We start from the raw sequence: 22,842 nt of genomic DNA, 5'->3' as shown, positions 1-22,842 counted from the left end.
CTCGCCCGCGACTAGCCAGTCCGACCACGTGGGGGCGAAGGCCGCTCCGGCCTCACGCTCCTCTGGCCGCTCGGGGCACGCGATCGAACCCATCTGTGCTGCCTTCCATCGGGACTCAAGCTGACGAGCTTGTCAACCATGCCGATGACGCCCGCATTCCCGCCCCGACGGCCCGTTCACTCGCACGGGTGAGCGGACGGAAAGGTCCCGCGTCCGGGCCGCTCAGAGCAGCCCGAGCACCCAGTCGCCGACGGCCCCGGTGATCAGCTCCAGCACCTCGTCCTGCCCCATCGGCGCCCGCTTCGGCACCTCGAAACCGTGGCCGCCGTACGGCACCGGCACCAGCGCGCACCCGGGCGGCGGCTCCGGGAACTCGGCCGGCCCGCCGAACGGATCGGCCACGCTCTGCACCACCAGCGTCGGCAGGCCGGCCCCCAGCAGCTCCTCCGCCCGGCTCTTCTCCGGCCTCCCCGGCGGATGCAGCGGGAACGCCAGCGCCACCACCCCGACCGCCCCGGTGGCCGCGCCCGTCCGGCAGGCCACCCGGGCCCCGGCGCTGCGCCCGCCGACCACCAGCGGCACGCACTCCCCGGCCAGCAGCTCCGCGACCGGGGTCCAGCCCGCGTCCAGGGTCTTCGGCGCGGGTGCCACCCGCCTGCCCGCCACCCGCCACGGCTGTTCGACCAGCGCCACCGTGATCCCCAGCGGCGGCAGCGCCGCGGCCAGCGCCACCAGGTCCCGCGCCTCGATCCCGCCGCCGGCCCCGTGGCCGAGCGCGAGCACGGCCTTCGGCGCCGCCGCGCGGTGGTAGGTGATCCGGGCCTCCCCGGCCGGGGTGGGGACGAGTTCGGCGGTCATGGCGGCGGGGCTCCGGTTCGGCGGGTCAACGGATCGACGGGGAGGCGGTCAGCAGTCAGCGGTCAGCGGTCAGCGGTCAGCGGTCAGCGGTCAGAACAGCGTCGTCTCGTGCTCGACCTCGGTCCACGGCCGGGTCAGCTCCGGGCTGTTGTTCCGGATGCTGCCGACCGCCGGCGAGACCGGGGTGGCCAGCAGCGCACCGGGCGGCGGCGGTATCAGCAGCCGGCGCAGCTCGTCCGGGTCGCTCAGCCCCGGGTCCAGCCAGTCGTCGAACGACGCCCGGTCGAGGAAGAGCGGCATCCGCTCGTGGATCGGCGCGAGCAGTTCCTCGGCCTCGGTGGTGACGACGGTGAAGGTCACCAGCCAGGCCTCCGGGTGGTCGGCGGGCACCGTCCGGTTGCGCCAGAACTCGTACAGGCCGGCCAGCGCGAGCGGGCCGCCGTCCGCCCGGGAGACGAAGAAGGGCTTCTTGCGGGGCTTGCCGCGCTCGCCCGGTAGGGTCTGCCACTCGTAGTACCCGTCCACCGGCAGGATGCAGCGGCGGGAGGCGAAGGCCTGGCGGTAGGCCGGCTTCTCGTGCACCGTGTCCGACCGGGCGTTGATCATCTTCACCGCCGTCTCGGCCGACTTCGACCAGGCCGGCACCAGGCCCCAGCGCAGCACCCGCAGCTGCCGCACCGGCGCCGGCTCCCCCTTGGGCACCCGCTCCAGCACCGCGAAGGCGCGGTCCGTGGGCGCGACGTTCCAGCTGGGGGCGAGCGTCTCGGCCGGGTCCCACTGCTGGACGCCGAAGAGCTCGACGATGGACTCGGGCCTGCTGCTGGAGGCGAAGCGACCGCACATACCGTCAGCTTGCCATGTCCGTCACTCTCATCACTTCCTCATCCCCGAAGAGAACCGCCCGTTCCCGCCGGACCGTCCCCGCATGGGAGGCTGCCACCCCGGTACGGCCGAACGGAGGCGAGCGCGCACATGAGCGGACAGATCAACGGACAGATCAACGGACCGAGCGGCGGCCAGGGCACCGCGCAGACCGTCGGCGAGCTGTGGGACCGCGTCACCGGCACCCAGGCCGCCCCGCCCTCCTGGCTCGTCCTGGCCACCGGCGCCGTCGCCCTGGTCGCCGTGCTGTACCGGCCGGTCTGGCGGTACAGCCGCAACGCCGTCACCATCGCCCACGAGGGCGGCCATGGCCTGGCCGCCGTCCTCACCCGCCGTCGGCTGGCCGGCATCCGGCTGCACTCCGACACCTCCGGCCTCACCCTCTCCTACGGCCGCCCGACCGGCCCCGGCATGGTGCTCACCCTCATCGCCGGCTACACCGCCCCCGCCCTGCTCGGCCTCGGCTGCGCCGCCCTGCTCGCGACCGACCGGATCACCGCGCTGCTCTGGCTGGCCGTCGCGCTGCTGCTCGCCCTGCTGATCCGGATCCGCAACGCCTTCGGCCTCTTCTCCGTCCTGCTCACCGGCGCCGCGTTCTTCCTGGTCTCCTGGTTCGGCAGCGCCGAGGTGCAGGCCGGCTTCGCCTACCTGGGCAGCTGGTTCCTGCTGGTCGGAGCCGTCCGGCCGGTGCTGGAGCTCCAGCACCAGCGCCGCGGCGGCCGGGCCGGCGGTTCGGACGCCGACCAGCTGGCCCGGCTCACCGGCATCCCCGGCCTCGCCTGGGTGGGGCTGTTCCTGGTCACCGCGCTGGCCTGCCTGGCCCTCGGCACGAGCTGGCTGCTGCGCCCGCTGTGAACCCCCCGGCCCCGACCGCCGGACCACTCGCGGGGACAGTTCCCCTGCGGCCCCTAAACTTGCCCCATGACCGAGACCCTGTGGCCCGCCCCCGTCGCGACGGCCCCCGTTGACGCCACCGTCACCATCCCCGGCTCCAAGTCGGTCACCAACCGGGCCCTGGTGCTGGCCGCCCTCGCCGGCGAGCCCGGCTGGGTGCGGCACCCCCTGCGCAGCCGCGACTCCCAGCTGATGGCCGACGGCCTGCGCGCCCTGGGCGTCGGCATCGAGGAGCGGGTCAACAACGACGCCGGCGGCACCGGCGGCGGCGAGGCCTGGCGGATCATCCCCGCGCCCGCCCTGCTCGGCCCGGCCAGCGTCGACGTCGGCAACGCCGGCACGGTCATGCGCTTCCTGCCCCCGCTCGCCGTCCTGGCCGACGGCCCGGTGCGCTTCGACGGCGACCCGCGCAGCTACGAGCGCCCCCAGCACGGCGTGATCAACGCCCTGCGCGCGCTCGGCGCCCGGATCGACGACGGCGGCCGCGGCGCCTTCCCGCTCACCGTGCACGGCACCGGCTCGCTGGACGGCGGCACGGTCGAGCTGGACGCCTCCGCCTCCTCCCAGTTCGTCTCCGCCCTGCTGCTCTCCGGCGCCCGCTACAACCAGGGCGTCGAGGTCCGGCATGTCGGCGGCCCGGTCCCCTCGCTGCCGCACATCCGGATGACGGTCGAGATGCTGCGGCTCGCCGGGGTCCAGGTGGACGCCCCCGAGGACGGCGGTGAGAAGGACGTCTGGCGGGTCACCCCCGGCGCCCTGATCGGCCGCGACATGGTGGTCGAGCCGGACCTCTCCAACGCCGCGCCGTTCTTCGCCGCCGCCCTGGTCACCGGCGGCCGGGTGACCGTCCGCGACTGGCCGAAGCACACCACCCAGCCCGGCGACCAGCTGCGCGACCTCTACACGCGGATGGGCGGGCGCTGCGAGTTCACCGACGAGGGCCTGCAGTTCACCGGCACCGGCCGGATCCACGGCATCGAGGCGGACCTGCACGACGTCGGCGAGCTGACCCCGGTGATCGCCGCCGTCGCCGCGCTGGCCGACTCCGAGTCCCACCTGTACGGCATCGCCCACCTGCGGCTGCACGAGACCGACCGGCTCGCCGCGCTCGCCAAGGAGATCAACGACCTCGGCGGCGATGTCACCGAGACCGAGGACGGCCTGCGGATCCGCCCGCGCCCGCTGCACGGCGGCGTCTTCCACACCTACGAGGACCACCGCCTGGCCACCGCCGCCGCGGTGATCGGCCTGGCCGTCGACGGCGTCCGGGTGGAGAACGTGGCCACCACCGCCAAGACCCTGCCGGACTTCCCGAAGATGTGGGCGGAACTGCTCGGCGAAGCGGTGGCGGGCGCCTGAGCGGAGACTGAGCACATGCGCCGCTACGGCAAGGACGCCGACGAGGACGACATCCGCAACCGCCCGGGCCGCAAGGGCTCCCGGCCGCGGACCAGGATCCGGCCCAAGCACGAGGACGCCGCCGAGGCGATGGTGCTGACCGTCGACCGGGGCCGGCTGACCTGCCTGGTGGACGCCGGGACCAGGCAGGAACGCGAGATCACCGCCATGAAGGCCCGTGAGCTGGGCCGCAAGGGCGTCGTCGTCGGCGACATCGTCAACCTGGTCGGCGACCTCTCCGGGGACGCCGACACCCTGGCCCGGATCGTCCGGGTCGAGGAGCGCACCTCGGTGCTGCGCCGCACCGCGGACGACGACGACCCGTACGAGCGGATCGTCGTCGCCAACGCCCAGCAGCTGGCCATCGTGACCGCGCTGGCCGACCCGGAGCCCCGGCCCCGGCTGATCGACCGCTGCCTGGTGGCCGCGTACGACGCGGGCATGGAGCCGCTGCTGGTGCTCACCAAGTCCGACCTGGCCCCGGCGGCGCCGCTGCTGGAGTCCTACGCCCCGCTCGGCATCACCTATGTGGTGACCCGGCGGGACGAGCTGGCCACCGCCGGCGCCGAGGCCGTCCGCGCGTACCTGCGCGGCCGTTCCACGGTGTTCATCGGGCACTCCGGTGTCGGCAAGACCACCCTGGTCAACGCCCTGGTGCCGGAACACCAGCGGTCCACCGGCCGGGTCAACGCGGTGACCGGCCGCGGCCGGCACACCACCGTCTCCGCCCTGGCACTGCGGCTGCCCCCGCCGCCGGGCGCCAAGCCCGGCTCGAAGAAGGCGCTCGACCCGGGCTGGGTGATCGACACCCCGGGCTTCCGCTCCTTCGGTCTCTCCCACATCGACCCGTCCCGGGTCATCCTCGCCTTCCCCGACCTGGAGCCGGGCACCGCCGACTGCCCGCGCGCGTGCAGCCACGACGAGCCCGACTGCGCGCTGGACGCCTGGGTCGCGGAGGGCCACGCCGAGGCCGCCCGGCTCTACTCGCTGCGCCGGCTGCTGGCCAGCAAGGACACCCGCGAGGGCGACTGACGGGCGTTCGCCTCGGACCGCCCCGCGGGTTTTCGGGGCGTTCGAGGTGTCGGAGCACCCATGCCTGGTGATCATAGGAAAGTCGGGCCGGATCGCGGTCCGGCCCGTCGATCGACAGGGAGAGCACGCGATGGCATGGGCCCTGGTGATCCTGGCCGGTCTGCTGGAGACGGGCTTCGCGATCAACCTCAAGCTCAGCGAGGGCTTCACCAAACTCTGGCCCACCATCAGCTTCTGCGTCTTCGCCCTCAGCAGCTTCGGCCTGCTCACCCTCTCCCTGAAGAACCTGCCGGTCGGCCCCGCGTACGCGGTCTGGACCGGCATCGGCGCGGCCGGCACCGCGATCTACGGCATGGTCTTCCTGGACGAGGCGACCTCGGTGCTCAAGCTGGTCTCGATCTCGCTGGTGATCGCCGGTGTGATCGGCCTGCAGCTCAGCGGCTCGGTGCACTGATCCGGGCGGACGGCCCCCGGGGCGCCGTCCGCTCCGCGTGCCCGGCTGTCCCGATCGGGGCGGGCTCGCTAGGGTTTCTGGCATGGCCGATTACCACGACGATCTCCGACTCGCCCATGTCCTCGCCGACTCGGCCGACTCGGTCACCCTGGAGCGCTTCCGCGCGCTCGACCTGAAGATCGAGACCAAGCCCGACCTCACCCCCGTCAGCGACGCCGACAAGGCCGCCGAGGAACTGGTGCGCGGGGTGCTGCAGCGCGCCCGCCCGCGCGACGCGGTGCTCGGCGAGGAGTTCGGCCTGCAGGGCTCGGGCCCCCGTCGCTGGGTGATCGACCCGATCGACGGCACCAAGAACTACATCCGCGGTGTGCCGGTCTGGGCCACCCTGATCGCCCTGATGGAGGACGGCCCGGACGGCGTGGAGCGCCCGGTGGTCGGCATGGTCTCCGCCCCGGCGCTGAACCGCCGCTGGTGGGCGGCCAAGGACCTCGGCGCCTTCGCCGGCCGCAGCCTGGCCAAGGCGAGCCGGATCCACGTCTCCGGCGTCTCCCGGATCGAGGACGCCTCGTTCTCCTACTCCTCGCTCACCGGCTGGGAGGAGCGCGGCCGTCTCGACCCGTTCCTGGACCTCACCCGGGCCTGCTGGCGCACCCGCGCCTACGGGGACTTCTGGTCCTACATGATGGTCGCCGAGGGCGCGGTCGACATCGCCGCCGAACCCGAGCTGTCGCTCTGGGACATGGCCGCCAACTGCGTCATCGTCGAGGAGGCCGGCGGCCGCTTCACCGGTCTGGACGGCATCCCCGGCCCGGGCGGCGCCGACGCGGTCGCCTCCAACGGCCTGCTGCACGAGGAGGCCCTGCGCCGCCTCAGCGTCTGAGGTCCCCCTGCCCCCGGCGAGCAGCAGGCACGGGCCTGCTGCTCGCCCGGGTGTCCTACTGCTGCTGCTTGCGCAGCTCCCGCACCGCCGCCTCCAGGCGCCGGCCGTAGTCGGCGTCGGCCTTGCGGAAGTTCTCGATCGCCCGCTCGACGATGTCGTCGCGGTCGGCCGAGACCTTGGCGATGAAGCCGGCCAGGTTGGCGATCAGCCGCTGCTTCTCGTCCTCGTCGAACAGCCGGTACAGGTTGCCGGCCTGCACGAAGTCGTTGTCCTCGGCGTGCGAGGGCGCCTCGTGGGTGCCGGTGCCGCCGGTGACCTGGGTCGGGGCCCAGAGCGGACGGCCGGTCTGGACCGGGCCGCCGAAGCTGTTCGGCTCGTAGTTCTTCTGCCGGCCGTGGCGGCCGTCGTACAGGGAGCCGTCCCGGCTGTTGGTGCGCGCCTCGGTGGCGTGCGGGCGGTTCACCGGCAGGTGGTCGGCGTTGATGCCGACGCGGTAGCGGTGGGCGTCCGCGTACGCGAACAGACGGCCCTGCAGCATCTTGTCCGGGGACGGGCCGATGCCGGGCACGAAGTGCGCCGGGGAGAAGATCGACTGCTCGACCTCGGCGAAGATGTTGTCGGGGTTGCGGTTGAGCTCCAGCTTGCCGATCTCGATCGGCGGGTAGTCCGCGTGCGGCCAGACCTTGGTCAGGTCGAACGGGTTGAAGCGGTACTGCGCCGCGTCCGCCGCCGGCATGATCTGGACCTGCACCGTCCAGGTCGGGAACTCGCCGCGCTCGATCGCCTCGCGCAGGTCGCGCTGGTGGCTGTCCGGGTCCTCGCCGGCGAGCCTGGCGGCCTCCTCGGCGGTCAGGTTGCGGATGCCCTGGTCGGTCTTGAAGTGGTACTTGACCCAGAAGTGCTCGCCGGCCTCGTTCTGCCACTGGTAGGTGTGCGAGCCGTAGCCGTTGAGGTGGCGGTAGGACGCCGGGATGCCGCGGTCGCCGAAGAGCCAGGTCACCTGGTGGGTCGCCTCGGGCGACAGGCCCCAGAAGTCCCAGACGTTGTCCGCCTCCTGCGAGCCGGTGTACGGGTCCCGCTTCTGGGTGTGGATGAAGTCCGGGAACTTGGTGGCGTCCTTGATGAAGAACACCGGGGTGTTGTTGCCGACGAGGTCGTAGTTGCCCTCCTCGGTGTAGAACTTCAGCGCGAAGCCGCGCGGGTCGCGGACGGCGTCGGCGGAGCCGAGGTTGCCGGCCACCGTGGAGAACCGCAGGAACGTCTCGGTCTGCTTGCCGACCTCGGAGAGGAAGGCGGCCCGGGTGTAGGCGGACACGTCGGCGGTCACCGTGAAGGTGCCGTACGCGGCGGCGCCGCGGGCGTGCACCACCCGCTCCGGGATGCGCTCGCGGTTGAAGTGCGCGAGCTTCTCGAACAGTTGCTGATCCTGGATCAGCGCCGGGCCGCCGACACCGGCGGTCTCGGTGTTCTGGTTGTCGGCGACGGGGGCACCCGCCTCCGTGGTGAGGGTGGGGCGCAGCTCGTCCTGGGTAGTCATATGAGGGTGCCTCCGCGTGATCCGGTTGTTACGACTCGATCCTAACTTGGACTTTGTCTAAGTCAACACTGGAACCAAGTTCGGAGTGTCACCTACCCTGTATCCATGAACGACCTGCTGGAACGACTTCGCGGACGTGGGTGGCGGCTGACCTCGCAGCGCCGGGTCGTGGCCGAGGTCCTCGATGGTGAGCATGTCCACCTCACGGCGGACGAGGTGCACGCCCGCGCCGTGGAACGCCTGCCCGAGATCAGCCGCGCGACGGTCTACAACACGCTCGGCGAACTCGTCTGCCTCGGCGAGGTCCTGGAGGTCGCCACCGACGGCCGCGCCAAGCGGTACGACCCCAACGCCCACCACGCCCACCAGCACCTGGTCTGCTCCGGCTGCGGCGCGATCCGCGACGTCCACCCCCAGGGCGACCCGCTGGCCGCGCTGCCCGCCTCCGAGCGGTTCGGCTTCGTCGTCTCCGGGGCCGAGATCACCTACCGCGGGCTCTGTCCGGACTGTACGACCGGGCCCTGAGCCCGTACGGGCACAGCCCCCGCCGGGGCGCTACGCGCTCAGCTCGGCGTGCAGCGCGCCCAGCAGCCGCCCGGCCCGCTCCGCCACCTCGGCCGGACCGTAGTCGGCGGCCCGCCGGCACCAGTTCTCCGCCTGCACCGGCTCGCCGCGCCGCAGCGCCAGCAGGGCCAGCCGCAGCGCCGCCCGCCCATGGCCGGCGTCGGCGGCCCGGGTGTACCAGAGCATCGCCTCCGCCTCGCTGTCCTGCCGGGCCAGCAGCAGCCCCAGATTGAACGCGGCACTGCGGCTGCCCGCCTCCGCCGCCCGCCGGTACCAGCTCTCCGCGATCTCCAGCGCACCCCGCTCGGCCGCCCGCACACCCATCCGCACCTGGGCCCGCCGGTGGCCGGCGTCCGCCGCGAGCGCGTACCAGTGCTCGGCCTCCTCGTCCGCGTCGCCGCGCCGGTCCAGCACCGAGGCCAGCCGGAACGCGCCCTCCGCCGAACCGCCCGCCGCCGCCTGCCGGTAGCGCTCCAGCGCGCCGGCCAGGTTGCCCCGCTGCTCCTGGACCACGGCCAGTTGGAGCGCGGCCTCGCCGTGCCCCTCGGCGGCGGCGCGCGCGTACCACTCGTACGCCTGCCGGTGCTCCCCGCGCCCGGCGTGCAGGACGCCCAGGTTGAAGGCGCCGTCCACGCTGCCCGCCTCGGCCGCCTTGGAGAACCACGGCTCGGCACCCGACTCGTCCCCGCGCTGCAGCAGCACCACGGCCAGCGCGTTGCACGCCTCCCGGTGCCCGGCGTACGCGGCGCGGCGGTACCACTGCTCGGCCTGCTGGTCCCGGCCCGCGCCGGCGCAGAGCAGACCGAGGTTGAACGCGCCGTTCTGGTCGCCCGCCTCCAGCGCGCCGCGGTACCAGTGCTCGGCCTCCTTGGCCTCGCCCCGGCTCGCGTGCAACGCCCCCAGGGCGTTGGCGGCGTTGCCGTCCCCCGCCTCGGCGGCCTCCCGCCACCACTCGGCGGCGGCCGCCGGGTCCCCGGCGTCGCGCAGCAGGAAGCCCAGCGCGCAGGCGGCCCGCGGCTCGCCGTTCTGCGCCGACTGCCGGTACCAGCGGGCGGCCTCGTCCAGCAGGGAGCGGTCGGTGCGGGCGCGCTCCTCCAGCAGCACGCCCAGCCGCAGCGCGGCGCGGGGGTGGCTGCGCGCGGCGGCGGTGCGGTACCAGGTCTCGGCGGTCTCCTTGTCCCCGGCGGCCTCGCGCATCCGGGCCAGCCGGTAGGCGGCCTCCCGGTGCCCGGCGTCGGCGGACACCTTGAACCAGCGCTCGGCGCGCACGTCGCGCCGGTGCTCCATCAGGTCGCCCAGCGCGTAGGCGCCCAGCGGGTGGCCGTGATCGGCGGCGAAGTGCAGCCAGTACTCGGCGGCCTCCTCCTCGCCCTGGTCCCGCAGTTGCAGCCCGAGCGCGTGCGCGGCGGGCGCGCTGCCGGCCACCGCGGCCTGCCGCCACCACTGGGCGGCCTCGGCCCGGTGGCCCTGCTGGTGCAGCAGCACACCGAGGTTGTTGGCGGCGGCGCGCAGCCCGGCGGCGGCGGCGCCGCGCAGGTACGGCTCGGCGTCCTCCAGGTCGCCGCGGCGCAGCAGCAGGGTGCCGAGCCGGCCGGCGGCCTCCGCGTCGCCCCCGTCGGCGGCCTGGCGGTGGCGGGCCTCCAGGGCGGCCTGCTCGCGGGCGGCCAGGGCGGTCTCGAAGCTGGTGGAGTCCAGCCCGGCGGTGTCGAGGCCGGCGGAGCCCCGCTCGCCCGGGCCGTCGGCGGCCTCGGCCGCGGCGCCGTACGGGCCGATGCCGGCGGCGAACTGCCGGGCGGAGACGTGCACCAGGCTGTCCGGGCCGTAGCCGTCGACCGGACGGCGCTCCGTCAGGCCGCTGGTGCGCTGGGCCGGGAGGGCGCCGGGGTGCTTCGCGGGACTCTCCGCCCAGGCGTCGGTGTCCGCCTCGGTGGTCGCAGCGGGCTTGGCTCCTGGTCCGTTCCTGCCGATCAGCCTCATGCCGACTCCCGCTCCCCCAGAGTGTCGCGGCATCCTCCCCCAGCCTTCGGCCGGGGGGACCCCCAGGGGACCCGCCGGATCCGACGGCTGGTCAGCAGCCGTGCACCGTCCCCCATGTGCCCCATCGTCGCATCACCCGCAACCCGCGTACACCTGCCCCGGCCGATTTCGGCGGGGCAGACCCGAAGCCGACGAAATTGCTTCGGCGCTTTGTCGATTTCCCGACACTTGGGCCCCACAAACCCCGATGCCGGCGTCATTGGCGACGGTCGATCCTACCGGAGCGCACCCTGCCACCCCCGGGCGAAAACGCCAGAGGCCCGGAGGATTGAATCCTCCGGGCCTCTGTGCTACTGAGTAGCGGGGACAGGATTTGAACCTGCGACCTCTGGGTTATGAGCCCAGCGAGCTACCGAGCTGCTCCACCCCGCGTCGGTAGCTGAACCATAGCACGGGTCCGGGGTGGAACAGGAATCGGTTCTCCCAGCTCAGGGGCTCGTGCTCGCCCCGGCGCTCGGCGAGGTGCCCTGGGTGGGTGTCGGGGCGGGCGTGGCCGGCGCGGTGCCGCCGTCCTTCTGCTGGGCCGCCCCGGCCGCCTTGATCGCGTCCCCGATCGCCTTCTGGGCCTGGCCGAAGGCCGCCCAGTCACCGCTCTTCAACGCGTTCTGGCTGTCCGTGTAGGCCTTGTCCAGGTCCGTCAGGGCCTTCTGCAGCTCCGGCGAGGCCGCCGTACCGGTGCCGGTGCCCGGTGTGGGCGCCGGCGTGGTGGGCGCGGTCGGGCTGGTCGGCGTGCCCGGGCTGGTCGGCGCGGTCGGCGTGGTCCCGGGGGCGGCGTTGGCGAAGACCTTCTTCAGCGCCTCCTCCAGGGTGTTCTCGAACGCCACGTTGTCGTTCCCGTACACCGCGAGGACCTTCTGCAGCGTCGGGTACTTGGCGCCGCGGCCACGCACGTACACCGGCTCGACGTTGAGCAGTCCGCCGCCGACCGGCAGGGTCAGCAGGTTGCCGTACTCCAGCTCGGAGTCACCGCCGCTCTTCAGCAGGGTGATCTGCTGGGCCACCTCCTGCCGGGAGTTGAACTGCGACTGCACCAGGTTGGGGCCGAGCGTCTTGCTGTCCCCGGGCACCTTGAGGATGCGGATCTTCCCGTAGTCCGGCCCCGGATCCGCGTCGACCGCCATGAAGGCCGCCAGGTTGTCCCGGCCGCTCGGCACGAAGGTGCTGGTGAGCGAGAAGCTGGCCGAGGTGACCGCCGGGTCCGGCATCCGCACCGTCAGGTAGTACGGCGGCTGGACCTGCTTGGTGTCACTGGTCGGGTCCACCGGGACCTGCCAGATGTCGCTGCCGTTGAAGAACGAGTTGGCGTCCGTCACGTGGTACTGGCCGAGCAGGTCGCGCTGCACCTTGAACATGTCCTGCGGGTAGCGCAGGTGCGGCATCAGCGTGTCCGGGATGTCGGCCTTGGGCTTGACGGTGTCCGGGAACGCCTTCATCCAGGTCTTCAGCACCGGGTCGTTCTCGTCCCACTGGTAGAGCGTCACCTCGCCGGTGTACGCGTCCACGGTGGCCTTGACCGAGTTGCGGATGTAGTTGACCTGGTTGGCGACGGTCAGCAGCTCACCGCGCTGGTTGGTCAGCGAGTCCTTGGTGGCCGTGCCCAGCGTCGTCTTGGACGCGAACGGGTAGCCGTCCGAGGTGGTGTAGCCGTCCAGCACCCAGACCACCCGGCCCGGCTGCCCGTTCACGCCCGGCTCGACCACCGGGTACGGGTCGGCGTCGATGGAGAGCCACGGGGCGACCTTCTCGACCCGCTCCTTGGGCGTCCGGTCGTAGATCACCTTGGCGCCGTCGGTGATCGCGCCCGCGTACAGGATCTGCGGCTCGGCGAACTTCACCGCGTACGCGGCACGGGTGATCGGGTTGTCCAGCGACACCCCGCTGCCGGCGGTGTACTGGTACTCCTTGTTCTCGCCGGAGTCGGTGGTGTAGTCGATCTCCTGGTTGGACCCGCCGACGATCGAGTACGTGCCCGTCTTCTCGCCGTAGTAGATCCGCTGCTGGTAGTCGCCCAGCGAACCGGTGGCCGGCAGACCGGACTCGGTGAAGACCGGCTGGCCCTTGTCGTTGACCTGGTTGCCCTTGGCCACCACGGCGCCGTAGCCGTGCGTGTACTTGAAGTGGTCGTTGATCCAGTTCCGCTGCACGCCGTTGAGGTCCAGCTCACGCAGACCGATCACGGTGTCCTGCGCACCCTCGCCCTTGCCGTACCGGTCCACGTCCAGGGTGGACGGGAACGCGTAGTACGAGCGCTGCTGCTCGATCGACTGGAAGGTCGGGGAGACCACGTTCGGGTCCAGCAGACGGATGTCCGCGATGGTCTGCGCGTCCGGCTTGAGCGCCTCCGCCGTGGTCGAACCCTGCGGGGTGTACTGGGTGGTCTGGCTGTCCGCGATGCCGTACGCCTGCCGCGTCGCGTCGATGTTCTTCTGGATGTACGGCGTCTCCTTGGCCTGCTCGTTCGGCTTGACCTGGAACTGCTGCACGATCGCCGGGTAGACCCCGCCGATCAGCACCGCCGACAGCACCATCAGCCCGAGGCCGATCAGGGCCGGCGCCCAGGTGCGGCGGATCGGGGTCAGGAAGAACAGCACCGCGCAGATGATCGCGACGAAGAACAGGATGGTCTTGGCCGGCAGGAACGCGTTGGCGTCCACGTAACGCAGGCCCGTCCAGCCCGAGACGCCCTTGTACGAGCCGGTCTTCACGGCCAGCGCGTACCGGTCCAGCCAGTACGCGACCGCCTTCAGCAGCACGAACACACCCAGCAGCACCGCCAGGTGGCCCTGCGCGCCCGCACTGGCCCGACGGCCCGGGCCCTGCAGCCGCAGGCCCCCGTACAGGTAGTGCACCAGCACCGAGGTCAGCAGCGAGACGATCACCGCGCTGAACGCGAAGCCCAGCAGGAACTCGTAGAACGGCAGCTCGAAGGCGTAGAACGAGACGTCCATGCCGAACTGCGCGTCCTTGACGCCGAAGGACGTCTCATTGGTCCACAGCAGCCAGGTCCGCCACTGGCCGGACGCCGCGGCACCGGCCACCAGGCCGATCACCAGCGAGACGCCGATCAGCGCCCAGCGCTTGAACGGCGCCAGGCCGGCCCGGTAGCGGTCCAGGCTCTGCTGCTCCACCGACATCGCCGACAGCGGCGGCCGGAGCCGGTGCGCCAGCCAGATGTTGGCGCCCACGATCAGCGCCATCAGCAGGCCGAAAACGGCGAACAGGCCGATCTTCGTCCAGAGCTGGGTGGTGAACACCGAGGAATAGTGGACCGACTTGAACCAGAGCCAGTCCGTCCAGAATCCGGCGAACATGACGAACAGCAGGAAGAGCACCGCGAGCACGCCCAGGGTCAGCAGGAGTACCCGCGCGCGCCGGGAGGGCGGGCCTACTCTGCGCCGGAAACCCGGCCCTGAGCGTTCCGGCATCTGGAATACCACGGTGGCACCTCAGCTGTGTCGTCTGGAAATGGGTCGGTCGTCAGTGCAACTTAACCAGGCTTTAGCCGAGTTCCCACCGTTAGCAGACGGTTACGACAACGTTCCCCCCTCCCTCCCCCCGGCACGCGGCACCGCCCCGGCGGTCCGGCGTGTGAGGATTGAGGCATGTCCGATGTCTCCCCTTCCCCCGACGACGTCTCCAAGCTCCCGGCCGCGACCCCGCTCACCCGGGCCGCCCTGGAGATCGACGAGTACGCCGCCACCCTCGGCTGGGACCTCCCGGCCCGGCTGTTCGCCCTGGTGGACAGCGCCCAGCTGCGCAAGGCCGACCCCCGGATCGCCGAGCAGCTCGGTCTCTCCGGCGGCGACGAGCCCGGCCTCACCCCGGTCGAGCAGGACGAACTGCCGGACGGCATGGAGCTGGACAAGTTCCTCGGCACCATCGCCTGGCCCGCCGCGGTGGCCGGCTGCGCCCTGGTGGTCGAGCGGATGATGCTGCCGCCCGGCGCCGAGCAGTCCCGCCCGCGCAACGCGACCGACGCCCAGCTCGCCGACTGGGTGGCCGGCCACCCCAAGCGCGAGGAGGTGCGGATCACCGCCGCCGTGCTGCGCGACGGCAAGAAGGAGATCGCCCTGCGGCTGCGCTCCAAGGACACCGCCCGCGAGGTGCTGACCGGCCCCGACCTCGTGCCGGGTCTGACCGCCGCGCTGCTGGCGACGTTCTCCTGACCGACGGGCGCCCGCCCGCGGCTACTTGACGCAGGACGGCAGCGCGGAGGCCTGCCCGGAGCGGATCTGCTCCAGCGACTTCAGCGCGCCGTCCAGCGTCTCGGCCTTGACCAGGGTCAGCCCGGACGGGGTGTTCTTGGCGGCCTCGGTGCAGTTGGCGGCCGGGGTGAAGAAGTACTCGGCGCCGGCGTCCCGGGCGGCGATCAGCTTCATCGATATCCCGCCGATCGGGCCGACCTTGCCGGAGTCGTCGATGGTGCCGGTGCCCGCGACGAACTTGCCGCCGGTGAGGTCGTCGGGCGTCAGCTTGTCGATGATGCCCAGCGAGAACATCAGGCCGGCGCTCGGCCCGCCGACGTCCTGCAGCCCGATGTCGATCTGGAACGGGTAGGTGTGCCGGATGCCCGGGTAGATGCCGACCATCGCGTTGCCCGTCTCGGGGGACTTGGCGGTGGTGACGGTGACATCGGTGCGCGCCGCCGGATCGGCCTTGCCGCCGTCCTTGACCCGCGGCACCACGGTGAAGACCGTCTTCTCGCCCGGCTGGTGCCTGGTGACCGCCTCGGTCACGCCCTCGAGGGTGGAGACCGGCGTGCCGTCGATCGCGACGATCTGGTCACCGGCGTGCAGCACGCCCTCCGCCGGGCTGTGGGCCGTCACGGCCTTGACGATCAGCTCGTTGCCCACCGGAATGCCGAGTTCGGTGAGCGCCGCCGTCCGCGCGCTGTCCTCCGACGACGCGAACTCCTCGGCGTTCTGCCGCTTGGCGTCGGCGTCCGTCTGCCCCTTCGGGTAGACGTTGTCGTGCGGCACCACCAGCACGTCGTCCCGCAGCCACCCGACCACGGCGGAGACCAGGCTGGGCTCGTACTTGGCCCCGGTGACCTGGACGGTGGTCATGTTGAGGTGCCCGCTGGTCGGGTACGACTCGCGGCCGGTGATGGTGATCACCGGCGTGCCCGTCTTGTCCTGCGTCCCGAGCGTGTTGTACGTCGGCCCCGGGCTCATCTCCGTGTACGGCACCTTCATCAGCACCGAGACGCAGAGCAGCGCTATGAGCAGCAGGGTGGCGGCGAGCATCGTCGCAGAGCGGCGTGGCATGCCTCGACAGTACGGGACGCGCGTGACAGCACGCCCGCCGGGCTATCGGCCGGGACGCTCACCGGGGCCGGTGGCCGCGGTGCTGTCGGCGGTGGTGCGTTCCATCGCCGCCATGAAGCGCCGGTGCTCGGCGAGCGAGGCGGGATCCCCCGTGGCCTTCGGCGCCCGCTGGGCCCACCCCGCCCAGACGGCGGCGACCAGCGCGGCGACAACCGGAATGATCAACCAGGCGAGCGCAGCCATATCCGTCACTCCCAGCTCGTCGTGTCTATGAGCAGATTAACCACTCCGGCGGACAACGCGGACGGCGCCACCCGGGTTACGGCACCGCCGATCGGCTCACCGCCGGGGAGTATTCGGAGCAGCCGGCCACACCCGTTCGGGTGAGGAACCGGCGCGCCTGCGTGCAGAGCCGCCACGGCCGCCATCGGGGCGGCAACACGAGCCACGCGGGGTCAGCAGCCTCCGGCGCCGACCCACTCCTCCTCGCCGTCGGAGAACACCTGGTGCTTCCAGATCGGCACCTCGTGCTTGAGGTCGTCGATCAGCCGGCGGGCGGCGGCGAACGCCTCCCCGCGGTGGGCGCACGAGACGGCGACGATCACGGCCTTGTCGGTGATCTCCAGCCGCCCGATCCGGTGCACCGCGGCGAGCGCCCGGACCGGGAAGTCCGCGACGACCTTCTCCGCGATCCGGCGCATCTCCTGCTCCGCGGTGGGGTGACAGCTGTACTCCAGCGCGGCGACCGGCTTGCCGCCGTCGTGGTCACGGACCGTCCCGACGAAGACGGTCGTACCACCGGCCGCGTCGTCGCCGACCGCCTCGTACACCTCGTCGAGCGAGAGCGGGGTGTCGCGGACGGCGAGCAGACGGATGGGGTCGTGATTCTCGGACATGACCTTATGATTCCCCATCCCTGGCGCTTTCGGACAAGAGTCTTCCGCATCACGACGGTGAAATTTCGCATCGCGAGAATGCCGCCACCGGTCGCGGCCGGTGGGCCACGGCCGACGACCGGAGACCGACGGCCGCCGCCGGGGGCCGGGCACGGGTCAGAAGCGCCGCCGCTTGCGGGCCCGGCGCACCAGCGCGGCCGTACCGACCAGCGCCACCGTCGCCCCGGCCGCGCCCAGGCTGGTGGCGGCCTCCTTGCCGCCGAGCCGGCGGCCGGCCACCGCGTGCTTCCCCGAGACCTGCGCCAGCAGCTCGGCCAGCACCTGCTCATTGGTGTACACCGGACGCCACCCCGCCTCGTGCAGCCGGCTGCCGGAGACCACCCACGGGTACATCGTGTAGGCGAGGTCACCGGCCGGGGCCGGGGTCAGACCGAGCCGGTGCAGCCGGGCCGCGGTGCCCAGCGCCAGCGAGGCCGGCAGCTCCATCCGCCGGATGCCCGACAGCCGCTCCACGTCCTCCTGCTCCAGCCAGCCGTCGCAGCCGACCGTGACCTCCCCCTCGACCAGCCCCAGCGCCGCGTACTCCAGCGCCGCCGCCAGATCGTCCACGTGGCAGAACTGCCAGCACGGCCGGGACCCCGCCACCACCAGCAGCCGGGGCGCCTCGAAGTGCCGGGTCAGCACGGTGTCCACCCCCGGCCCGACCACGACGGCGGGCCGCAGCACGGTCACCTGCAGCCCCGGGTGGGCACGGGGTGCCCGCCGGGCGAGGCGCTCGATCTCCAGCAGGTCCCCGACCAGCGAGGCCTCCTCGGTGGCCCGCAGCTCCGAGTCCTCGGCCAGCGGGACCTCGTTGTCGGCCAGCGCGCCGTAGACCATCGCCGAGGTGCAGAGCACCACCCGGTGCACCCCGGCGGCCGCGGCGGCGGTCAGCACGGTCTGCGCGCCCCGCACGTTGTAGGCGCTGCGGGCGCGCGGGTCGGACTCCATGCCGAGGTCCATCGCCAGGTGAACCACCACGTCGACCCCGGCCAGCCGCTCGGCCACCGCGGGGTCCCGGACGTCCAGGACGCGCCACTGCACGCCGGGCACCTCCCCGCGCCGGTCGTCGACCGCGAGGACCTTCCTGACCCCTGGCGAGGCCACCAGCCGGGCCGCGACGCGTTCGCCGAGGACACCGGCGGCGCCGGTCACGGCCACGGTCAGCGGTCTCCCGCCGTAGGCTGGAGGCGGCGACGCCGTGGTGTCCAGGGCGTCCTCTCCTCCGGTCAGCCCAGAGCGAACGTCCGAAGGCGGGGAACTCACCGGCCATCCTCCACGGTTAGCTTTATGTGCGTGCGTACGTGTGTCACGTACGCCCATCCTGCCCGAGGCGAAGGCCCGGCGGTGCACCCGGCGCGGTCCAGCCGTGCGGGAGCCGCCCACCGGCCGCGAGTCCCCCACTCCGCCGACCTCCTCGGGCGCCGAGACTTTTCCGCCACCACCCGCATGACGGCCGACCGGATCGAGGACCCCGTGAGCGACCTTCCCTTCGGATTCGGCGTTCCGCCAGAGGAGCCCGAGGACGGCAAGGCCAAGCCCGAGGACGAGCAGAAGAAGAAGGACCAGGAGCAGAGCGGTCCCCCGTCGTTCGGCTTCGCCGGGAACCCCTTCGGCGCGCTGTTCGGGATGGGCATGCCCGGCGGTCCCGGTACGCCCGGGGCACCCGGCGGTCCCGGCGGTCCCGGCGCGGACAACCCGTTCGCCGCGATGTTCGGCGGCCTCAACCCCAACGACCTCGGCGCCGCCTTCCAGCAGCTCGGGCAGATGCTGTCGTTCGACGGCGGCCCGGTGAACTGGGACCTCGCCAAGGACATCGCCCGCCAGACCGTGGTCGCCGAGCCCACCGAGGGCAAGAGCAAGGACCGCTCGGTCAGCGCCGCCGAACGCTCGGCCGTCGCCGAGGCCGTCCGCCTCGCCGACCTCTGGCTGGACGGCGCCACCGAGTTCCCCTCCGGCGCCGGCACCGCCGTCGCCTGGAGCCGGGCCGAGTGGATCGAGGCCACCCTGCCGGTCTGGAAGGACCTGGTCGACCCGGTCGCCGAGCGCGTCGGCAACGCCATGGGCGGCGTCCTGCCCGAGGAGATGCAGGCCATGGCCGGCCCGCTGATGGGCATGATGCGCTCGATGGGCGGCGCCATGTTCGGCACCCAGATCGGCCAGGCGCTCGGCGCGCTCGCCGGCGAGGTCGTCGGCTCCGCCGATGTCGGCCTGCCGCTCGCCCCGGCCGGCAAGGCCGCGCTGCTGCCGCAGAACGTCGCCGAGTTCGGCGAGGGCCTGAGCGTGCCCGCCGACGAGGTCCGGCTCTACCTCGCCCTGCGCGAGGCCGCCCACCAGCGTCTGTTCGCCCATGTGCCGTGGCTGCGCGCCCACCTGCTGGGCGCCGTCGAGGCCTACGCCCGCGGCATCAAGGTCGACAGCTCCCGGATGGAGGAGCTGGCCGGCCAGCTCGACCCGAGCAACCCCGAGGCGCTCCAGGAGGCACTGGCCGGCGGCCTGCTCCAGCCCGAGGACACCCCCGAGCAGAAGGCCGCGCTCGCCCGCCTGGAGACGGCGCTCGCGCTGGTCGAGGGCTGGGTGGACGCCGTCGTGCACACCGCCGCCGAGCCGCACCTGCCGCAGGCCGGCGCGCTGCGCGAGACCGTCCGCCGCCGTCGCGCGGCCGGCGGGCCCGCCGAGCAGACCTTCGCCACCCTGGTCGGCCTGGAGCTGCGCCCGCGCCGGCTGCGCGACGCCGCCCGGCTCTGGGCACTGCTCGCCGACGCCCGCGGCATCGAGGGCCGCGACGACCTCTGGCAGCACCCCGACATGCTGCCCACCGCCGCCGACCTCGACGACCCGGACGCCTTCGTGCACCGGGGCACCGGTGACCTGGAGGGCGGCATCGACTTCGACGCGATCGACAAGCTGCTCGGCGAGGCGGCCGCGGGCGGCTCCCCGAAGCACGACCTCACCAAGGACGGCGGCGAGGACGGCAAGAACGACGACGGGAAGGGCGAGCCCACCGCATGACGGTCACCGAGACGGGCGGGTCCGCCCTGCACGCGGACGCCGTCCGCACCCTGAGCCGCTGGCAGCCCGCCGACCCGGACCAGGACCGGTTGCGCCGCGACTACCTGGACCACCTCGCCGAGCAGCCCGAGGGGCTGTTCCGGTCCTGCCTGCCCGCCCACATCACCGCCAGCGCGGCGGTCGTCGACCCGACCGCCGGGCGGGTGCTGCTCACCCTGCACCCCAAGGTCGGCATCTGGCTGCAGATGGGCGGCCACTGCGAGCCGGGCGACCGGGACCTGGCCTCCGCCGCACTGCGCGAGGCCACCGAGGAGTCGGGCATCGCGGACCTCACCCTGCTGGCCGTCGACGGCACGCCGGTGCCGACCAGGCTCGACCGGCACCAGGTCCGCTGCACCGGCAAGGACCAGCCGGATAACATCCACCTGGACGTCCAGTACGTCGCGGTGGCCCCGCCGGGCGCGCAGGCGCTGATCAGCGAGGAGTCACTGGACCTGCGCTGGTTCGACTACGACCGGCTGCCCGAGCTCACCGACCACTCGGTGCGCGACCTGGTGGCACGGGCCCGGAGGCTGACGGCCTGAGGTACGACGGATGAAGGGGGCGCGGGCCGATGCGGCCCGCGCCCCCTTCATCCGTCCTCGCCACCGTGCCGCCGGACCCGAGCCGGGCGCGGCTCCGGGGGAACCTAGCCGCAGGATTCGGCCGGATCGGGCTCCGGGTCCGCATGCCGGGCGCCGGGGATGTGCGGCAGCCGGGCCGCCGAGACCACACCCTCCAGATAGCCGCGGGCCCGCTCGGTCCGCGGATACGCCTCCAGCAGCGCCCAGAAGGCGGGGCCGTGGTCGGGCACCAGCAGGTGGGCGAGCTCGTGCAGCAGCACATAGTCGACGACGTACTCCGGCATGCCCTGGAGGCGGTGCGAGAGCCGGATCGTCCGCTCGCTGGGGGTGCAGGAGCCCCAGCGCGAGTTCTGGTTGGTGACCCAGCGCACCTGGGCCGGCTGGGCGCGACCGCCCAGGTAGGCGGCCGACAGCTCGCGGGCCCGGGCCGCCAGCGCGTCGTCCCCGAGGACCCGGCGGCTCTCCTGGGCGGCCAGCTTCTCCAGCATCTGCGCGACCCAGCGCTGCTCCTCGGCGTGCGACATCCGGGCCGGGATCAGCACGACGGTGCGATCGCCCTCGCGGTACGCGGACACGGTACGGCTGCGACGGGCACTCCGGCGGACCTCCACCCGGGAGCGGTCGGCATGCTTCCCGTCGAACCGCTCGGTATGCGACTCGGGGGGCTGCGCGGCGGGGGGCTGCGGCGGTTGCGGGGGCCTCTGCTGCTGATCCGGGCGCCCGCGTGTGCTCGGCGCGGCGACCTGCGACCCGGACGCTGCGCGGGCACGCCGACGCGACGCCGGGGGATGGGAGTCCCGTTCGGCTGCCATGCCACACGACGTTACCCGGTACCGCTGACAGAAGTCCGCTGCCGTGGCCGAAATCTTTCGTGGAGTGATCGGGAACGAAAAGCCGACAGCGGGTGTCCGGAAACCGTCTCGGGACCGCACGGCAAGTTATCCACAGGGCGTGCGAACAGATCTTCCGATCATGAGGCCGGACCTGTGGACAACGCACAGCACGATGTCGGGCCGATCGGGCATGCTGCCGTCAGCCGTCCGGAAACGATCGGAAGGAGAACCGTCGTGCGCCTTGTGCTGAAGCCCGCCCTCTCCCGCAGCTGGCGGGACTCGGAGACCCTGCAGTTCGGCACCGTCCGCCAGTACGCGGGGGTGCTCGAACGCGCCGACAAGGCCCTGTGCGACTTCCTCGGGCTCGTCGACGGGACGAGGGACCGGCCCGCGCTGCTCGACGCCGGTGAACGGGTGGGCTTCGGCCGCGACCCGGCCGACGCCCTGCTGGACGAACTCGAACAGGGCGGGCTGCTCGACGACGCCGACGCGGTGGGCGGCGCGCTGGCCCGCTTCCCGCAGCCGCATCGCGAACTGCTCGGGCCGGACCTCGCCTCGCTCTCCCTGGTGCACTCCAGCCCCGGCGCCGCGCCCGCCGTACTGGCCCGCCGGGCCGACACCCGGGTGGAGGTCCGCGGTGCCGGACGGGTCGGGGCGGCGCTCGCCGCCGTCCTCGCCGCCGGCGGCACGGGCACGGTCACCGTGACGGACGGCGGCCGGGTCACCCCCGGGGACTGCTCCCCCGCCGGGCTGCCACCGGGCGAGGTCGGGCGGCTGCGGACCAGCGCCGCCCGCGAGGCCGTCCAGCGGGCCTCGGCGCGCCGCCCGGCGGCGGGCGCCCGCCGTGCCGCCCCGAACGGGCCACCCGACCTGGTGGTGCTGGCGCCGAGGGACGGCAGCGGCGCGTTCGCCGGCGGCACCTACGAGGCGAGACAGCTGCTGCGGGCCGGGGTGCCCCATCTGTACGCCGGGGTGGTGGAGGAGATCGGGGTGGTCGGGCCGCTGGTGGTGCCGGGCCGCTCGGCCTGCGGCCACTGCCTGGTGCTGACGAGGGAGGACGAGGACGCGGCCTGGCCCCGGGTGCTGGCGCAACTCGCCGACGAGGGGCCGGGGCGGGCCCGTACCCCGGCCTGTGACACCGCCCTCGCGACGGCCGTCGCCGGTCTCGCCGCGCTGCATGTGCAGGTGTATCTGGACGGCGGACGCCCGCCCAGCGTCGACGGCTGGTGCGAACTCTCCGCCATCGACGGCATGCCCCGTCGGTTGCGGCTCAAGGGCCACCCCGACTGTGGCTGCCTCTGGCAGCCGCTGCCGCCGAACTGAGCGGAGGCCCAGGGACGGAACTCCGGCGGTCCGCCGGCAATACCGTCGTCTGGCGCCGGGTCGGCTGCTGCAGCAGCCGGCCCGGACCGGCGAGCCACCACACGGGGCCCGACGTGGGCTGCGCGGGAACGCGCAGGTGGGCTGCGCGGGAGCATGCACGTGGGCTGCGCGGGAGCGGGCAGGTGTGCTCGCTCCCCGTCCGGCCCGACAAGCCAAGATCACGGGAGGCGGGTGGGTGGGAGGGGGTGGGGGGTCAGGCCTCCCCGCCACCGCCCCCGAGCCGGATCGGCCCTGCGGAGTAATCTGAAACTGG

19 protein-coding genes, 1 tRNA gene and 1 pseudogene are annotated in these 22,842 nt (G+C 73.1%); 10 read left to right on the top strand and 11 right to left on the bottom strand.

The genetic code is table 11. From position 1 onward, the window contains the following. Positions 1-222: 222 nt before the first annotated feature. Together AB0P06_RS03050 and AB0P06_RS03045 are read right to left on the bottom strand one after the other, a co-directional pair. Positions 223-858 carry an alpha/beta family hydrolase gene (locus AB0P06_RS03050; RefSeq protein ID WP_363604641.1) on the bottom strand — a complete coding sequence of 212 codons (636 nt, stop codon included), beginning with the start codon at positions 856-858 and terminating at the stop codon, positions 223-225. Between the two features lie 90 nt (positions 859-948). Continuing rightward, a complete protein-coding gene (locus AB0P06_RS03045; protein ID WP_363604639.1) occupies positions 949-1,701 on the bottom strand; it encodes an SOS response-associated peptidase in 753 nt (250 codons plus the stop codon). A gap of 129 nt (positions 1,702-1,830) precedes the next feature. Here AB0P06_RS03045 and AB0P06_RS03040 point away from each other — a divergent pair, with 129 nt between their 5' ends. From AB0P06_RS03040 to hisN, 5 genes are all read left to right on the top strand, one after another. Then, a complete protein-coding gene (locus tag AB0P06_RS03040; protein WP_363604638.1) occupies positions 1,831-2,595 on the top strand; it encodes a M50 family metallopeptidase in 765 nt (254 codons plus the stop codon). 66 nt (positions 2,596-2,661) lie between these two features. Then, a complete protein-coding gene (aroA, locus tag AB0P06_RS03035) occupies positions 2,662-3,993 on the top strand; it encodes a 3-phosphoshikimate 1-carboxyvinyltransferase (RefSeq protein ID WP_363604637.1) in 1,332 nt (443 codons plus the stop codon). Between the two features lie 15 nt (positions 3,994-4,008). Then, complete coding sequence (rsgA, locus tag AB0P06_RS03030) at positions 4,009-5,064, top strand: ribosome small subunit-dependent GTPase A (protein WP_363604635.1); 1,056 nt, start codon at positions 4,009-4,011, stop codon at positions 5,062-5,064. A gap of 130 nt (positions 5,065-5,194) precedes the next feature. Continuing rightward, on the top strand, positions 5,195-5,518 hold the full coding sequence (locus AB0P06_RS03025) for a multidrug efflux SMR transporter (RefSeq protein ID WP_363604634.1): 324 nt from the start codon (positions 5,195-5,197) through the stop codon (positions 5,516-5,518). A gap of 82 nt (positions 5,519-5,600) precedes the next feature. Continuing rightward, positions 5,601-6,398 (top strand): histidinol-phosphatase, encoded by a 798-nt coding sequence (hisN, locus tag AB0P06_RS03020; protein WP_363604632.1) that lies wholly within the window; start codon positions 5,601-5,603, stop codon positions 6,396-6,398. Between the two features lie 55 nt (positions 6,399-6,453). Here the strand turns inward: hisN and AB0P06_RS03015 are convergent, their stop codons facing one another. Beyond that, complete coding sequence (locus AB0P06_RS03015; RefSeq protein WP_363604631.1) at positions 6,454-7,935, bottom strand: catalase; 1,482 nt, start codon at positions 7,933-7,935, stop codon at positions 6,454-6,456. 105 nt (positions 7,936-8,040) lie between these two features. Here AB0P06_RS03015 and AB0P06_RS03010 point away from each other — a divergent pair, with 105 nt between their 5' ends. Beyond that, complete coding sequence (locus AB0P06_RS03010; protein ID WP_363604630.1) at positions 8,041-8,460, top strand: Fur family transcriptional regulator; 420 nt, start codon at positions 8,041-8,043, stop codon at positions 8,458-8,460. Between the two features lie 30 nt (positions 8,461-8,490). Here AB0P06_RS03010 and AB0P06_RS03005 read toward each other — a convergent pair whose 3' ends face one another. The 3 genes from AB0P06_RS03005 to AB0P06_RS02995 form a co-directional block, all read right to left on the bottom strand. Further along, on the bottom strand, positions 8,491-10,476 hold the full coding sequence (locus AB0P06_RS03005; RefSeq protein ID WP_363604629.1) for a tetratricopeptide repeat protein: 1,986 nt from the start codon (positions 10,474-10,476) through the stop codon (positions 8,491-8,493). 358 nt (positions 10,477-10,834) lie between these two features. Further along, positions 10,835-10,908, bottom strand: a tRNA-Met gene (locus AB0P06_RS03000). 56 nt (positions 10,909-10,964) lie between these two features. Next, positions 10,965-13,961: a UPF0182 family protein gene (locus AB0P06_RS02995; protein ID WP_363604628.1), complete on the bottom strand. Its 2,997-nt coding sequence runs from the start codon at positions 13,959-13,961 to the stop codon at positions 10,965-10,967. 177 nt (positions 13,962-14,138) lie between these two features. Here AB0P06_RS02995 and AB0P06_RS02990 point away from each other — a divergent pair, with 177 nt between their 5' ends. Beyond that, positions 14,139-14,702, top strand: coding sequence for a PPA1309 family protein (locus tag AB0P06_RS02990; RefSeq protein WP_363604627.1), 564 nt, complete (start codon positions 14,139-14,141; stop codon positions 14,700-14,702). Between the two features lie 21 nt (positions 14,703-14,723). Here the strand turns inward: AB0P06_RS02990 and AB0P06_RS02985 are convergent, their stop codons facing one another. The 4 genes from AB0P06_RS02985 to AB0P06_RS02970 all read right to left on the bottom strand — a co-directional run bounded on the left by AB0P06_RS02985 (position 14,724) and on the right by AB0P06_RS02970 (position 18,004). Further along, on the bottom strand, positions 14,724-15,803 hold the full coding sequence (locus AB0P06_RS02985; protein ID WP_363604625.1) for a PDZ domain-containing protein: 1,080 nt from the start codon (positions 15,801-15,803) through the stop codon (positions 14,724-14,726). Between the two features lie 42 nt (positions 15,804-15,845). Then, on the bottom strand, positions 15,846-16,046 hold the full coding sequence (locus tag AB0P06_RS02980) for a hypothetical protein (protein WP_363604624.1): 201 nt from the start codon (positions 16,044-16,046) through the stop codon (positions 15,846-15,848). 212 nt (positions 16,047-16,258) lie between these two features. After that, positions 16,259-16,699 carry a molybdenum cofactor biosynthesis protein MoaE gene (locus tag AB0P06_RS02975; RefSeq protein ID WP_363604623.1) on the bottom strand — a complete coding sequence of 147 codons (441 nt, stop codon included), beginning with the start codon at positions 16,697-16,699 and terminating at the stop codon, positions 16,259-16,261. 156 nt (positions 16,700-16,855) lie between these two features. Next, positions 16,856-18,004 carry an NAD-dependent epimerase/dehydratase family protein gene (locus AB0P06_RS02970; protein WP_363604622.1) on the bottom strand — a complete coding sequence of 383 codons (1,149 nt, stop codon included), beginning with the start codon at positions 18,002-18,004 and terminating at the stop codon, positions 16,856-16,858. Positions 18,005-18,214: 210 nt separating this feature from the next. On the opposite strand from AB0P06_RS02970, the gene AB0P06_RS02965 reads away from it, so the two are divergent. Further along, on the top strand, positions 18,215-19,750 hold the full coding sequence (locus AB0P06_RS02965; protein WP_363604621.1) for a zinc-dependent metalloprotease: 1,536 nt from the start codon (positions 18,215-18,217) through the stop codon (positions 19,748-19,750). Continuing rightward, the gene (locus AB0P06_RS02960; protein ID WP_363604619.1) at positions 19,747-20,334 is read left to right on the top strand and encodes an NUDIX hydrolase; all 588 of its coding nucleotides are present in this window, start codon (positions 19,747-19,749) and stop codon (positions 20,332-20,334) included. Before AB0P06_RS02965 ends, AB0P06_RS02960 begins: the two co-directional genes overlap by 4 nt. A 104-nt stretch (positions 20,335-20,438) precedes the next feature. Here AB0P06_RS02960 and AB0P06_RS02955 read toward each other — a convergent pair. Continuing rightward, positions 20,439-20,984 (bottom strand): annotated as a pseudogene (locus AB0P06_RS02955) (M48 family metallopeptidase); the annotation flags it as partial. Between the two features lie 456 nt (positions 20,985-21,440). Here AB0P06_RS02955 and AB0P06_RS02950 point away from each other — a divergent pair. Then, entirely contained in the window at positions 21,441-22,529 is a 1,089-nt protein-coding gene (locus AB0P06_RS02950; protein WP_363604617.1) for a ThiF family adenylyltransferase, read from the top strand. The last annotated feature ends 313 nt before the right edge of the window (positions 22,530-22,842 follow it).

This window comes from Kitasatospora sp. NPDC088351 (assembly GCF_040685575.1).
GTDB lineage: Bacteria > Actinomycetota > Actinomycetes > Streptomycetales > Streptomycetaceae > Kitasatospora.
This window is presented reverse-complemented; position numbering and strand designations above follow the sequence as displayed.

What these genes read in the sequence shown, in the direction of transcription:
- rsgA (WP_363604635.1), top strand. Translation starts at nt 4,009, where the DNA reads ATGCGCCGCTACGGCAAGGACGCCGACGAGGACGACATCCGCAACCGC.
- AB0P06_RS03015 (WP_363604631.1), bottom strand. Translation starts at nt 7,935, where the DNA reads ATGACTACCCAGGACGAGCTGCGCCCCACCCTCACCACGGAGGCGGGT.
- AB0P06_RS02980 (WP_363604624.1), bottom strand. Translation starts at nt 16,046, where the DNA reads ATGGCTGCGCTCGCCTGGTTGATCATTCCGGTTGTCGCCGCGCTGGTC.
- AB0P06_RS02995 (WP_363604628.1), bottom strand. Translation starts at nt 13,961, where the DNA reads ATGCCGGAACGCTCAGGGCCGGGTTTCCGGCGCAGAGTAGGCCCGCCC.
- AB0P06_RS03040 (WP_363604638.1), top strand. Translation starts at nt 1,831, where the DNA reads ATGAGCGGACAGATCAACGGACAGATCAACGGACCGAGCGGCGGCCAG.
- AB0P06_RS02975 (WP_363604623.1), bottom strand. Translation starts at nt 16,699, where the DNA reads ATGTCCGAGAATCACGACCCCATCCGTCTGCTCGCCGTCCGCGACACC.
- AB0P06_RS03010 (WP_363604630.1), top strand. Translation starts at nt 8,041, where the DNA reads ATGAACGACCTGCTGGAACGACTTCGCGGACGTGGGTGGCGGCTGACC.
- aroA (WP_363604637.1), top strand. Translation starts at nt 2,662, where the DNA reads ATGACCGAGACCCTGTGGCCCGCCCCCGTCGCGACGGCCCCCGTTGAC.
- AB0P06_RS02990 (WP_363604627.1), top strand. Translation starts at nt 14,139, where the DNA reads ATGTCCGATGTCTCCCCTTCCCCCGACGACGTCTCCAAGCTCCCGGCC.
- hisN (WP_363604632.1), top strand. Translation starts at nt 5,601, where the DNA reads ATGGCCGATTACCACGACGATCTCCGACTCGCCCATGTCCTCGCCGAC.
- AB0P06_RS02985 (WP_363604625.1), bottom strand. Translation starts at nt 15,803, where the DNA reads ATGCCACGCCGCTCTGCGACGATGCTCGCCGCCACCCTGCTGCTCATA.
- AB0P06_RS03025 (WP_363604634.1), top strand. Translation starts at nt 5,195, where the DNA reads ATGGCATGGGCCCTGGTGATCCTGGCCGGTCTGCTGGAGACGGGCTTC.
- AB0P06_RS03045 (WP_363604639.1), bottom strand. Translation starts at nt 1,701, where the DNA reads ATGTGCGGTCGCTTCGCCTCCAGCAGCAGGCCCGAGTCCATCGTCGAG.
- AB0P06_RS03005 (WP_363604629.1), bottom strand. Translation starts at nt 10,476, where the DNA reads ATGAGGCTGATCGGCAGGAACGGACCAGGAGCCAAGCCCGCTGCGACC.
- AB0P06_RS03050 (WP_363604641.1), bottom strand. Translation starts at nt 858, where the DNA reads ATGACCGCCGAACTCGTCCCCACCCCGGCCGGGGAGGCCCGGATCACC.
- AB0P06_RS02960 (WP_363604619.1), top strand. Translation starts at nt 19,747, where the DNA reads ATGACGGTCACCGAGACGGGCGGGTCCGCCCTGCACGCGGACGCCGTC.